We start from the raw sequence: 13,593 nt of genomic DNA, 5'->3' as shown, positions 1-13,593 counted from the left end.
TTTATCTTGTAATGAAGTAGTTAGGAGATAAAATACTTTCCTATTGAACCTTCTAAAAAAAATGGTTATCTTTAGTAACTATTATAATTATAGGGGGATTTCAATGAAGTTTAAAATCCAATCAGATGTAATTGATATTCAATCAGTGGCACCTATACAAGTAATTGATTGGGGTGTTAATTTGATTCAAGCTCCTCAAATGTGGTCAATTACAAAAGGAGAGGGGATTAGGGTTGCTATATTAGATACCGGTATTGATGCTACCCATCCGGATCTTGCTGCCAATTACAAAAAAGGAATGAATTTTACTACAAATAATTTTACTGACATAATGGATAGGAAGGGGCACGGCACGCACTGTGCAGGTATAATTGCTGGGTGTGACAACTCAATTGGTATCGTTGGGGTTGCTCCTAAAGCTGAGCTTTACATTGCTAAGGTATTAGCAGACGATGGTTCTGGTTCAGTTGAGGCAATTGTAAAGGGAATTGATTGGGCTATTTCTGAACAAGTAGATATCATTTCTATGAGTCTAGGTTCTTCGAATGATCCTGGTCCTGTCCTACGTGATGCAATTAAACGTGCCCATGAGGCAGGTATTATTATTGTTGCTGCTACTGGTAATGAAAATACTCATGTTGGGTGGCCAGCATCATATGATGAGGTAATTGCAGTGGGAGCGATTAATAGAAATCTTGATAGAGCCACCTTCTCTAACTTCGGCAGTGAAACAGATGTAGCTGCTCCAGGTGTAGATATTTATAGTACATATCCTGTCAATCGCTATGCAAAACTATCTGGTACGTCTATGGCTACACCAATGGTAGCGGGGGTAATCGCCCTTATTCTAGCTTACTATCGTGATATTGGCAAAAAATTAACTCCTGATCAAATCATGCAACTAATTCGTGAGCATTCGGTTGACCTTGGAGAAAAAGGTGCCGATGATATGTTCGGTAATGGACTAGTAAATGTTTGTGAACTAATGAAAATTAGTTGAAAAGAGGGGGCTCCTGCTCCCTTTTTTTATTTTTAAAATTTATTTCTAGATTTTTTATGAACCGTTTTATATTATCTTAAAATTACTATATATCTTAAGGGATATAATCCTAGTGTAAAAATAAAAGAGAATAAATTGTATATATTCCTAACGGAATCTCACCTTATGGTAGAAGTCTAAATAATTGATTGATGCATTATTGGTCGTTTTTGATAGGCTGATTTCGTAAATTAAGCTGTTCTTTTTTTATCATATGCACGATTTCTACTCTGGAAAGAATGGATAAAGCTGTGTGAAAATATTTGAATTCTAATATAGACGGAATTGCTTCTTTATAAAGGGATTATCGTGTTCTACTATGTGTTATGGATTTGAAATATGAAAAGGCTACAAAGCTTTCCTGAAAAAGCGCTTTGCAGCCTTTTAATTCGTTGTGTTGTTTAGGGGAAAATTAATTGTATTTCCTTTCGAATTAAAAATATCAAACAAATATATCTATTAAATTTTCACTTTGATATATGTTTGTTTCATTCTCCAAGAGTCATTTGTTTGAAGTGACGACGGATACGTTTATCCAATTCAGGTTCATGCTGACAATCTTAATGTTACCTATATAATTCATATTTATATAGGACCGGATCCATGTAACCAAGTTGTTCAAGTTTTCTATAAGATGCCGCAGCCCTTTCATAGGAAGAGTAGCGATGAGATATATATTTTAATGTCATCCATGTATCAGAGTGATAGAATTGCAGTCCTATATAATAGGAACTATCATCCACTTTGATAACGGATACTCTCGTTGGATAGTTTTTCATGTAATCATCTTTCTATTTGTTTGTATGACAGTTTGTTATTTTTCATAGTGGCAGTAATGAATTCGTTCATGATAATCTCCTTCTATTTAATAGACGACTTAACCTAACCCTCTGACTGGAAAATTTATAGACTTGTAATATGGTTGAAAATGTGATATTGAAATAGAAATTGGTAGTTATATATTAAAAAAAGAGAGTGGTTATTCTTTAAATCTTAATTTTGTTTCACACCAGACGTTAGCTTAGTCAACATGTGTTTAATTGTTTCAATATCTTCCTTAAAAGTTCTACCCGAGAGTTATCCTCTAGCGGGATTTCAGCTTTATATAATTAAGCTGAAAATAAAAAGAATGCAATCTGTTGAGGATGCATTCTTTGTTGAGGATTCATACTCGTGAACTTGTTCATTGCAAATTCCGTATACCATTTTGTAATTCAAAAAGTACAAAAGATTCGCCTGTGTACCAAGTTAGGTATAGGAGATTCTGTGATGAATCTAACAGTATTTGATTGAGAAAATATGACAAATTGGTTAGGTTATGCCTGAAGTCATGAAAGGAGGGCGAGGACATGGAAGGGCTTAGGTATGAACGATTTGAACAAAACTTACTTGATCATTGGGTGAAACGTAAGGAGTCAGCAAAGGTGGGACTAAAGACTACTGTTGTTTGTCTTCAAATGAACAATGGATTTGAAGTAGTTGGACAATCAGCTTGTATGAATCCAGATGAGTACGACTATGAACTAGGTGTCTATTACGCTACAAAAGACGCGCTTAAAAGAATCGCTGATATTGTAGCTTACATTGAACATGAAGGTACCTTTTAGGTGTTAAGTCAGACGAGAATCGCGTGATGGGTAATTTATGCTTTTAAGTGTTTTAACCTTTTCAAAATGAACCATACTTAAAAACCTTGAAATAACATTTATTTAAATAACTCACCTACATGAGGAATCAAATTGAATTTCGGAAAGTATTAATTTTAGCTTTGGCAAAAAAACTTTAAGAATAGTGTTAATTGTGTCATAGGCAAATTTCCTTGATAAGGAGAATCCATTATTGCAGACGTTAGATTATTCGTTGGTTAGTAATGCTTAGTTAAATCATTTTTATCATACACAGAAAGTAGGTACTATCTATGGCTACTAAAGATCGTGTAATTGAAATTTATGATACATCTAGTTTTCTACAAAAGAACAGGTCAAAGGTTGCAGTGGGTGCAGTTGGTGGTTTTGCCTATGGAGCGAAGCACTTAATACAAACTCAACCTGTGCAAGGTTTAGTAAAAAGTGAAATTTTTGATGAAGAAAAAGGAATTTCCAAGAAAGCTGACAAGGGAAGTAGAATGCAATTTTCGGGAAAGAAGCTTGGAACTGCTATGGGTAAAGGACATTATGCTGTTACTGCTGCTACTGTTTTAGATGTAGGACGCCGAATTGGAGGATATCATGATACAGAAGAGATTAAAGGAGAACAAGAATTTCAACTTAGGAAAAAAATGAAGAAGCAAAGAGAGAGGAATAGAAATTTATATGGCAACATAAATCAAGGAGAAGTCGTATTTAATCTTTTCGAATCCAGAACAGGTCATCATAAGATGGGGAATGCTAAATTTAATTAGGGTGGAGCAGTGTATGGTTTCAATTGCAGATAACTTGTTAAGAATCCTGAAAAATACTAATAAACTCCTTAAAAAAAGTAATTGATGTAGAGAAGTTTATTCGTTCTAAAACAAATTGTTCAAGTATGTTTACTATTGGATATGCGGATCCCAATAATTGACCATCAAATATAATGGTGACTCAGAAGTTAAATGTAGGTATAAAAAAACCTAAAATTTACTTATCTAGAAGCAAGAGCAGATAATCCAACAAACCTACTAGTTGAAAATTTTTAGAGAAGAAAAATCAGAAAACGCTTCTTCGGTAGAGGCTAAAAAACGGGCTGATATAGATACTCTTCAAGCAGTAGGTAAAGTGATGACAAGTAGGGATTAGTACAAACGGGTGCTATACGTAGTTCTTTAGTGGTTGCTTGAAATTAATGATTAAATGCGTGTACATACGCAAATGGTGGATTCGAAAGACATGGATCCTACTACTAAGAAATTATGTAGAATTTATACAAAAGCAAGAAACACCGCTATAAGGTGACGTGTCTACCCAATAAAAATGAGCATTACATCAAAAACAAGTGTCTCAAGTAACAAAAGGGATTTTTTAATCTAATAAATAGGAGGATAAAAAATGGCTATTTTAAATTCAATTAAAAATTTTGCTAAAATAGGTGTTCTAAATACAAAAAAGGCCGTAAATGGTGTTAAAAATGCTCCAAATAATATTATTAAGAGTGCTTTTATTGATACAAAAGATAAGAAAAAGACATTGGGTAACCTCTACACTGGTAAAAGAATAAATCCCAAACACTTTGCTGTTGTTGGAGGGGGATATCTTGCTTTTAATCAAGCTAAGATGAGTTTTGAATATCAAATGGAACCTCTTAAACGAGCGACCATGAATGACCATCAGTATATTGGATCTCCAGAAATTATGATGTACGACGGTGTAGGGCAAGAAAGAGTTTCTAAAAATTTAAACGTTGATGGAAGCATTGTATTTGATCTTCATAATAATAGAAGGGGGTAACATAGATGGTGTTAAAAAAAATAAAAGAAGCAGCCCCTAAATTAACTTTTGGGAAAGATGTTGCGGTTAGCTTATATGGAGGTGACGGCTTAGGTACATCATTGGCTAAAGCATCTATTAAAGGGGTTTTAAAAGCTTCTAACCCTGTTTTATATGGGGTGGTAGGCTGGGGAAGCTTAGCGCAAAAAGGTTACTGGGGTTTATTAGAATTCAATCACCAAAGGGAGCAATGGTGGAAAGCGCAGTATGCAACAAGTAACGTAGTTGGGGGTAACTTTTTAGATACGCGAGGGGCTCAAACAATGAGACAAGCAGCTGTACAGGCTATCCAGGGAAGTAAGATGAATGCAAGAAGTGCACTTGGTGGAGAAGCTAAAATATTAAGCCCTTACTAAGTTGCTACACATCTAGAAGGTATTAGAGAAGGGGATTGGAAATATGAGTGAAATTATTAATCTTGAACGTGAAATGCTCCAAATTATTCACGATCATGTTCAAAGGAGAGAACATCACCTAGGGGAGAGCCCAAGTTGGTATCAAGAGCAAATTATTCGACAGTCACATTATCGCGAAGGTTTACGTTATGGTGAGCGTGTCGGCAAATGTATAGAAGAAAACCAACGAATTATAAATCCTAACACGGGAGAATATAAATCGATAGGAGAGCTTTATCAGTCCCAACTAGATGGTATCGCTACACCATTATTAACATTGAATGAGTTCTATCAATTAAAGAATAGTAAAGCTTTTTCCATTGAAGATAACGGTGTTCAAGATACGTTTGCTGTTGTAACAAAACATGGAGCACGAGTTACCCTTACAAGAAATCATCCAATACTAACAGTCGATGGATGGAAAGAAGTAGATGCACTCTGTATCGGAGAAAGAATTGCTACACCTAAGTTCTTAACTGTGTATGGCACAAAACAAGTAGAAAAGAATAAACTTCGAATTCTTGCATATATGCTCGCTGCGGGACGTTTAAATAAGAATAGCATTAGCTTCCAAGTACGTTATGAAGGTGTTGGTGAGTCGTTGCAAAAATCTTGTGAGGCAATTGGTATTACAACGTATCATGAGCATCATAAGAAGGCGACAGTCTATCTAATGGACTTTAGAAGTTTTGAGTTTTATAGGGAGATAGAAGAAAAAAAAATCCCTTCATTTATTTACGAGTTGGATAGAGATCACTTAGCGTTCTTCTTAGGAAGTCTGTATTCGGCAGGTGGTTGGTTTTGCGCCGGACGTATTAGTGAAATTGGGTATGCTACTAAGTGTCGAAAATTTGCATTAGACCTAAAACACTTACTATTACGTTTTGGTATCCAAACGAATTTACTTCAAAAAGAAATGAACGGTTCTGTTTATTACCATCTTATGGTTTATCACTGTTCCTCTATTTTATTATTCCTCGAACATTTAGCTACATCAGAGCGTAATTATGAAGCAGTCCAACAAAGAGCACTGAAAATGAAACCTTCTGAACCAACACTCCCTAAAGAAGTATGGAAATACATTGAAAAGGAACGAATTGTTAAAGGAATGACGAAAGCTGAAGTGGTAGGAAAGGGTAATCGTCGCTATCGTACAGAAAAAGGTATCTCTTTAAGTAATGCTCGTGAATATGCAGAGAATTTACAATTTGCAATGTTACATTACTTAATTGATTCTCATGTATTATGGGAAGAAGTAGTAGAAATCATTCCTTATGGTAAGAGACAGACTTATGATGTCTTTGTTCCAGAGACTCATAACTTAGTAGTTGAAGATATTCTTGTATTTAGTCCATGTACAAATGTTTAGCATAGATAGAAATTGAATACACAAATGAAAAAAAGAGTAAGTGTTGTTACTATGATTTCTAACATCTTTACGATATATAACAACTTTGTAACGCCCCTTCAGGTAATCATTCCTGCTGGTAACGTGGTGAACGTAGGGAACCCTAATTTTTTAAAAGGAAATAACCACCTGATCTGAGGCTATATAGAGTGCGTTCCTAATATCAATAACAAGGTGCAACGACTATTCCATTGGATGTGAAATGCGTCAACAAGAATTGAGTCCATACGGGTGATTGAAGTATCTTGATTCAGAGCATTACGATCTTCTTCTATATCTAGGGGAGATGATAGAGTCACGCATCATGTAAGAGTATGAACAGTTCATGAGGAAATAATAAAATAGTAGCGTTTTTTAAGAAAATAGCAGAAGTAGATTACATGAGTGATAAAAATTTTGAATCTATATTCATCATTATCAAAGAAGCATCTATCATCCTATTTACTCCAATATGCCGAAGAGGGACATTCCTCAAAACATAGACTTAAATGAAAATGCATAAAGACGTAAAAATGAATAAAAAACGTTTAGAATATGAGGACATACTACCTTACTAGGGTTGCTTATGAACATGAGGTACTTGCTAAATTTTAAGTGTTTAATAAAAATATATTGACGAAGCAGCAAGCATTGGTTACAACTACACTACATTACTAACTCATAATAGTCCAGTTGCTATAGATATTGAATGGATAAAAATTGAGTAGTTACATAAGTCTTTGTTACTCAATACTATCTTTACGATTTTCGTCATACAAGACTAGAGTTTTGGAAAACAGTTATATTATTTGGGAAATTTCAATTTATTAACCGTGTTAAAATTTCTAAAGCGGAGTTTACATCAGGTAATTCAGCTAAGGAGATTATAAAGCAGGTAAGTCCGCATTTACTTAGACGAACATGTTTTAAATGGATTATTGTTCGGATTATTAGTGTTCGTTAATAAATACCCTAAATTTATAATTTTTATTAATATATCAAACACTATGAAAATAACGAAGGTAAAGAAAATATCTATCAATTCGTGTAAACAGCAGGAACGTTCAGTTAGTTCTATTGATTTAGAACAAATAGAGAAAGCAAACCCACCTAATTTAAAAAAGAGCTTGCAAAGTTTGGGATTGAGGTATTCATGGTTCCGATATGAATATGCCTTCCCGCGGAGTATGGTAATAAAGGCGATAGGTATCCGCAGTGGGCCTGTTGCTTTTTTTATACGAAGGAGGACAACAATATGGATGAAGTATTAGGAAAAAAAGTTGAACTGGATACCGAATTAGAGCGTTCCATTATTGAATACAGACCACGCGTAAAGTATGAACCAAATAAACCTTTTACTGTTAATTTACCAACAGAAGAAATCATAGAGGAAGATCAAAAGGAATTTGATGAAGATGGTTCGTTTATTCCGGAAGAAAAGCCAGCTAAACAATATGATAAATTTGTAGGTACACTAGAGCTTATTAATGAACTTATTGAATATATTGAGAAAAAAATGAAAGGCTTACAAGTTCCAATTTCTATAGAAGAACTTGAGAAGGTATATGAGTCACAACCATTTTTTGAACAAGATATAGGGGACGAAGGTTTCATTGACTTTGAAACATATCAGAAAACATTTGAAAATCCAGAAGCACCTGCAAATTCACTTATTCAAGATATTGTTCATTCGTACGCAGAAGATGTGGAGGGCAGCTTAGAGTTAGAATTTTATGAAGATCTAAAAGAGTTGCATTCGATAGTAGAGGAAGGATATTTCCTATTTAAAGAAACTGTTTTAAAGAATTATCTTGATGGAAATATTCCTAAGACACCAGAAAAGAATAACGGTTTTACTGAGCAAATTGAAAAAGCAGTTAAGAAGCAAAAACAATGGTTTGATCAAGTTACAAACCTCTATAGGAACAACGAGCGTAAATATTATGATGCCCTAAAAACACAGTACGGTTCACCTGAATTCTTCAAGATAAGTGAGGAATATACAAAAGCAAAGCGCCCTTATGACGTTGTGGTTCGTAAAGAAAAGACACTTAATGAGGTGAGTTCTCTTATAGATGGTCTTCTTATAGGTTCACAAGATTGTTCTGAATCTATTAAATTTGGATTAGCTATAGGTAGCGAGATTGATGGTGAAGGGGTTATGAATTTATTAGAAAATCAGGCTTCTACAAAAGAACAACTTACCGGTTTGCTCAAATTAACTCAGCTATCATTGAAGTTACAACTTAATCAACAAATTGAAGATAAGAAACAATATCGAGACGTGTTAAAAAACATTAACAATCTTTCTCGTAAAAAGCGTGCGCATGATGAATTATTAATGGCATTGGAACTTCGAAATACGATGTACCTAAACATGTACGATTCATTGCAACATTTGGAATCTCCAAGCAAGGCACCTGGTGTGGAATCATTCCTAAATCAAATGGCCGGGGGATTAAGTCTTGTACAAGAACAGTATGACTCATTTCTGCAAGATGTATATGCAATGTATATGTCTGAATACGAAGTAAGAAAAGAAAAAATCGATAAAACCTTAAACAAGGAAAATGCAAGAGCAGGTTATTCTTTGGTATCAGAGTACCTATAAAAGAGGTTTACTTCATCCTAATCCATATAAGGGTAGATGAGAAAACGCTGGCCAACTTATAGGAGGCTCTATTCCTTTTGAATATGGTGACATTAGACAAAGAAAAAAAAGTGACCTAAGAGGTGAATCCAGATTGTTCAGTTTATCTCGAGATGAATTATTTTTTCATCGTTGAAAAACATACCATTGGGATGTACTAAAAGTAGGTAGAAGGTGTTTTTGCAACAAAACTTAATAATTAGTAAAACAATTAAATGTAGAAGCAGATTGGGATAAATGCGGACAACCTTCTTATGAAAATGAAGGTATATGGAAATAACAAATGTGGGTCATACTTAAGATCTAGGAAAGTAATAAACTATCTACAAAATCTACTATACTAAGGTAGAATCTGTAAGAAGTAAGATGCGTGCTATCTGCATTTTAGAAATACAAGATTTTAAACAATACAATATTTTAATGGAGGGGTAAGAATGTATACGTACAATCAACTTATTTTCCCTTCTCATATGGAAAAGAATACTCGTTTTCTAGTATTAGCGGGCTTTTCTTTAAATGGGCCAGTAGGGACACCTTTTATTATTCGAGATAACATAGAGCCATCTTATATTCTTGGTGATTGTCGCCTGACGGAAAACGTAAGAATGGCAAAAAAATACGGAATCACCCCACTAATCCTTCGGTTAAATGGGTCTCATGGAGAATGCGTTGTTAATCATGATGAACTTAATACTCCAGTTTTCCGATTTAAAACATTAGAAGCAACAGATGAGTCAAATAACATAGCTATTCACCTATTTCCAACGTATATGATTATTAAAGGCATAAACACTAGTTATTCATACCTGTTTGCTGATTATAAAGGAGTAGATGACTTAGCTTTTGCTATCAAACAAGATCTTTATTTTGGGTCGGGAGAAGTTGATGTAGAAGTTATTAATCAAATTCCAATAAAAGGATTATGTACTTCTGAGAAATACGTTAGATTTACTGGAGCGGATGATGGCTTCCATTATGTAAGTAATCATAGCAATCCAGACTCAAAAGATAAGATTCAAATGCAATTACAGCTATTAAAAGATAGTTTTATTGCTGAAGATGGAATTGAGGTTTTCTTTACAGGAGAATTAAGTAGTTTTCAAGTAGATACACTCCTATTTACAGATATACCTTACGAGAAAGCACCTGGGCAGCTATCCTCTATATTCGGGGAATTTGCCAAGACTAAGACAAATGAACAATCTATTTTCTGCTCAGTTGTTTTATGCTCTGATCTATTCTCTAAAAGTCGTTTTACGGTAACAGGAGAAGATACATACGAGACTCAAGTGCAATCACTTGTAGAAAAAGCCTCTATTAATATAGAAGAACATCGTCATTTAGAGCACATAGAAGTTGTTGTTGGTATACAAAACTCTGAGAACCCTAAATATTCCTCTATGCCAGTTGCAGCAAATTATGCTTGTATGCGATATAAACTGCCGAATTTCTATAATTCAGCTACAAATAAACAACTACTAAACATAAATACATTACAAAATAGAGAACTCAAAAAGGTGGAAGTTGCTAAATTAACAAGTAGTGGTTATATATGTATAGTACCATCAATTAAAAAAGGATTTGTTCCTTATTCCTCAAGAAATCTTTACCCTCAAAACAAATTTTATTCAAAACCTCATTATCTCCGGAGTATAGGTTACGATGTTAATCGAATTGCTGGATTCTTTAATCAATACATTGGGGAACCATTAAACTTCGTATTACTTCAATCTATCATTACGCAAGTTGATGCCTTCATTGATAGTCTTGCAGAAGATCATCCAATCTACAGAGATATAAAAATGGAAGTCTTACATTATGATCAAGAAAATCTTACTCTATCTATTTCATTTGAGTTATATGGTGAGATTGAAACGGTTAGAACTTCCTTTACTTATATTTCGTCAAGTGAGGTGAGTGTTTCATGGCAGTAGAAATCAATAAGCCAACCCAAGCAAATGGTTCTATGGACTATGAAGACATGACAAAGACAATAAAGCATTTACTAGATGCTGCTTGGGGAACTCAGTGGGGAAGCTTTACCCCGGAAGAACCAACTGTGACAGTTGACAAGCCTGTAGCATATCCAGTTATCATTCATTACCTTAAGTTAATGCAACCAGGACTAATTGGTAAAAGCATCAGAGAAATTAAACCTCGTCAACGTTACCTTGCTTTTAATGAAGATCCTAAAGGAACTCTACCACCTGCAACTAAGGTTTATGGTCAGGTATTTGATGCAGAAGTTGTTTTTGAGATTTGGGAAGAAACCAATGCGCGAGTAGACAAGCTCACAAAGGAGTTTCGTCAAACGCTTGCAACATTCACGGGATTCCTTAAAGAGAAGGGGCTTAAAGAACTTCAATTCGTAAGGATGGAAACAGACTTATCAAAAGCAAATATAAGTAATGCTAGTAAGGTTCGTAGAATTGTTTATTTTGCTAAATTTGAAGAATTAACAGAAGTTCCTGTAGATATCCTTCGTGTGATAGATGTCGTAGAACAGAAACTTCAGGAAACCACAAAAACTTTAAGAAACAAAAAAATCCAACTGGATGAATAGCGCTTGTCGCTTTTCAAATATAACAAAATAAAGAGGAGGCAAACCTATGCTTTATGAAAATCTTCCTGGCATTAATGTCACACTAAAAGATGGTGGCTTAATTGTCCCAGAACGAGGCGGATCAGAATCGATTCTAATCATTGCTCCATCTCTTGCGAAAGATGCTCCTGAAGAACCAGTATTAATTCGTAGTTCAACTGAACTTGTACAAGCTGGATTCGGTGACTTTTATGTTGCAGGAGAAGTTAACCCAATTGCTGCAGAATGGAAAGCTGCTACTGATGCGGGAGCTAGAATGGTTTACTTAGTAGCCCTTAAAGAAATCAGCTTAGAGCGTGCTGCTGAACTTGAAAAATATGCAATTGATGCCTATGTGGCTGCAGGAAACCAACTAGTAGAAGCACAAGCTAAATTTAAAGACGTTTTAGTTGGCTCTACAGAAGCTGTTCGTATGCGCCGAAAATTCATCTATTTCTACGACATGCTAATGAGTGACCTACTTGATTTCACTGTGGATCACGTAGTTCTTAAAGGGGTTACACTTGAGGACGAAGCTACTAACTTAGTTGGTGAGTTTTTCCCTGAAGTTCCAAACTCTGAAGATTTCCCTTATATTAGTGGAATGGTTACTTCTTCTTATGTAATGGAGTCTCACGCTATTAATTACCCAGTAGAAATCAAAACTGGTACAAGCGATACGCTAGTAGTAAAGGTTGATGGCAAAGATGTAACGTTTACGCTTCCTGCTAAAACTTACAATGGTAGTTCATTAACAATAGCTGACTTAGTAAAAGACTTGAAGACTGTTATCAATACAGATGCAACTGGTATTAAAGTTAATGTGAGAGAAGACAGTGGTAAAATTGTCCTTTACTTCGATGCTCCTGCTTCTATCCAAGCTGGTACAACAGCGGCTGGTCTTCAATTAGATAAGCAAGTAGCAACATGGAAGAAAACAAGCTTTGGTGTAATTCACCGTGGTTCATTCGCTCAAACAGTTGCTGATTATTGTTCAATGAAAACTTTAATGAAATCAGCTGCGATTGGATACATTGGAGTTAAATCTCCAGTAGATACAAAGGTTTCTACAATCCGAAAATATGTGGAAGAACTATCTAAGATTGATACAGAAATCTCTCCTTATCTTCAAGTAGTGGGATCTGAAGTAGGAGTAATCATGCCAACAACAAACTCAATCCACTATGTAAATGGTGCGACTCACTACGCTGCACTACTTTCAACTCTTCGAAAAGAAAGTGCACCTACAAATAAACCAATCAAAGGTGTTAAAGCTATCCGTTTTGATTACTCTCTTCGCCAACTTTCTAAACTAACTAGTAAGAAAATCGTTACATTCCGTTTAAAAGATTCAAATCAATTAGTTGTTACAGACGGAATCACAACTGCGCCATCTATTGTAATGGCTGGAAAAGTACGTGAAAGTGACTTTGCTCGTTTATCTACTCTTCGTATTACCCAGCTTGCTATCCAAGTTGTTCGTGAAGCAGTAGAACCATTTATTGGTGAAGCAAACGAAATGCCACAATACAACGCAATGAACACCGCTATCAAGTCTGCATTAGAGAAAATACGCGAAGCAGGCGCTATTCAAGGATACAAATTCTCAATTGAAAACCTTGGAGTATACTTAGATGAGGTAACTGTAACTTTAGAAATTATCCCGGCATTTGAATTACGTCGTGTACAAGTTCAAGTTAACTTAACTCCTCCTGAGTATATGCTACAAGGACTTAGCCAGTAAGAACTATTAATGAGAAGAGGGGATCAAAGGCCCCTCTCTTATATAAAAGAATAACAGGAGGTTATTAACCTATGAGTACAACAGCTTCTCGCTATAGTAAAACTTTCACTACTTACGGTGGCTCTGACATCGTATGTACATTTAATGGACAGGTAGTTGGCCAATTACAAGCTATTACTTACTCAGTTACTCGTGAAAAAGGACCTGTGTATGTAATGGGTGATCCAAACCCAAAATCTTTCTCTCGTGGTTGAGATGTAGCCACCTTTCTATGGTGACATAGAATGACAAACTCCGTGAACTGCTGGAAACCCCTAAAGCTTTTGTTACTAC

Annotated in this window: 12 protein-coding genes and 2 pseudogenes; 11 read left to right on the top strand and 3 right to left on the bottom strand. The window is 35.1% G+C overall.

The genetic code is table 11. The features are described from left to right. The first annotated feature begins 103 nt into the window (after positions 1–103). Positions 104–1,000, top strand: a complete 897-nt coding sequence (locus DPQ31_RS28790) for a S8 family peptidase (RefSeq protein WP_208731429.1) — start codon at positions 104–106, stop codon at positions 998–1,000. Between the two features lie 196 nt (positions 1,001–1,196). Here DPQ31_RS28790 and DPQ31_RS29930 read toward each other — a convergent pair. The 3 genes and pseudogenes from DPQ31_RS29930 to DPQ31_RS28785 form a co-directional block, all read right to left on the bottom strand. After that, positions 1,197–1,363: pseudogene (locus DPQ31_RS29930) on the bottom strand (IS6 family transposase); the annotation flags it as partial. 63 nt (positions 1,364–1,426) lie between these two features. After that, positions 1,427–1,593, bottom strand: a pseudogene (locus DPQ31_RS29925) (IS6 family transposase); the annotation flags it as partial. Positions 1,594–1,605: 12 nt separating this feature from the next. Then, positions 1,606–1,818: a hypothetical protein gene (locus DPQ31_RS28785; protein WP_208731428.1), complete on the bottom strand. Its 213-nt coding sequence runs from the start codon at positions 1,816–1,818 to the stop codon at positions 1,606–1,608. A gap of 570 nt (positions 1,819–2,388) precedes the next feature. On the opposite strand from DPQ31_RS28785, the gene DPQ31_RS28780 reads away from it, so the two are divergent. The 10 genes from DPQ31_RS28780 (at position 2,389) to DPQ31_RS28735 (ending at position 13,514) form a co-directional block, all read left to right on the top strand. Further along, positions 2,389–2,646 carry a Gp49 family protein gene (locus tag DPQ31_RS28780; protein WP_000398755.1) on the top strand — a complete coding sequence of 86 codons (258 nt, stop codon included), beginning with the start codon at positions 2,389–2,391 and terminating at the stop codon, positions 2,644–2,646. A 311-nt stretch (positions 2,647–2,957) separates the two neighbouring features. After that, positions 2,958–3,440: a hypothetical protein gene (locus DPQ31_RS28775; protein WP_208731427.1), complete on the top strand. Its 483-nt coding sequence runs from the start codon at positions 2,958–2,960 to the stop codon at positions 3,438–3,440. Positions 3,441–4,065: 625 nt separating this feature from the next. Then, complete coding sequence (locus DPQ31_RS28770; protein ID WP_208731426.1) at positions 4,066–4,464, top strand: hypothetical protein; 399 nt, start codon at positions 4,066–4,068, stop codon at positions 4,462–4,464. Positions 4,465–4,469: 5 nt separating this feature from the next. Then, on the top strand, positions 4,470–4,859 hold the full coding sequence (locus DPQ31_RS28765) for a hypothetical protein (RefSeq protein ID WP_098820940.1): 390 nt from the start codon (positions 4,470–4,472) through the stop codon (positions 4,857–4,859). A gap of 43 nt (positions 4,860–4,902) precedes the next feature. Then, positions 4,903–6,267 carry an LAGLIDADG family homing endonuclease gene (locus DPQ31_RS28760; RefSeq protein ID WP_098820939.1) on the top strand — a complete coding sequence of 455 codons (1,365 nt, stop codon included), beginning with the start codon at positions 4,903–4,905 and terminating at the stop codon, positions 6,265–6,267. 1,273 nt (positions 6,268–7,540) lie between these two features. Beyond that, on the top strand, positions 7,541–8,896 hold the full coding sequence (locus DPQ31_RS28755; RefSeq protein ID WP_208731425.1) for a hypothetical protein: 1,356 nt from the start codon (positions 7,541–7,543) through the stop codon (positions 8,894–8,896). A 473-nt stretch (positions 8,897–9,369) separates the two neighbouring features. Beyond that, a complete protein-coding gene (locus tag DPQ31_RS28750; protein WP_208731424.1) occupies positions 9,370–10,869 on the top strand; it encodes a hypothetical protein in 1,500 nt (499 codons plus the stop codon). After that, a complete protein-coding gene (locus DPQ31_RS28745; RefSeq protein WP_208731423.1) occupies positions 10,860–11,498 on the top strand; it encodes a hypothetical protein in 639 nt (212 codons plus the stop codon). The genes DPQ31_RS28750 and DPQ31_RS28745 overlap by 10 nt, the downstream gene beginning before the upstream one ends. Before the next feature lie 46 nt (positions 11,499–11,544). After that, the gene (locus DPQ31_RS28740; protein WP_208731422.1) at positions 11,545–13,260 is read left to right on the top strand and encodes a phage tail sheath protein; all 1,716 of its coding nucleotides are present in this window, start codon (positions 11,545–11,547) and stop codon (positions 13,258–13,260) included. Positions 13,261–13,331: 71 nt separating this feature from the next. After that, positions 13,332–13,514, top strand: a complete 183-nt coding sequence (locus DPQ31_RS28735) for a hypothetical protein (protein WP_000108095.1) — start codon at positions 13,332–13,334, stop codon at positions 13,512–13,514. Positions 13,515–13,593 lie beyond the last annotated feature (79 nt).

Origin of the sequence: Bacillus sp. COPE52 (genome assembly GCF_003355115.1) — a bacterium.
Taxonomy (GTDB): domain Bacteria; phylum Bacillota; class Bacilli; order Bacillales; family Bacillaceae_G; genus Bacillus_A; species Bacillus_A toyonensis.
This window is presented reverse-complemented; position numbering and strand designations above follow the sequence as displayed.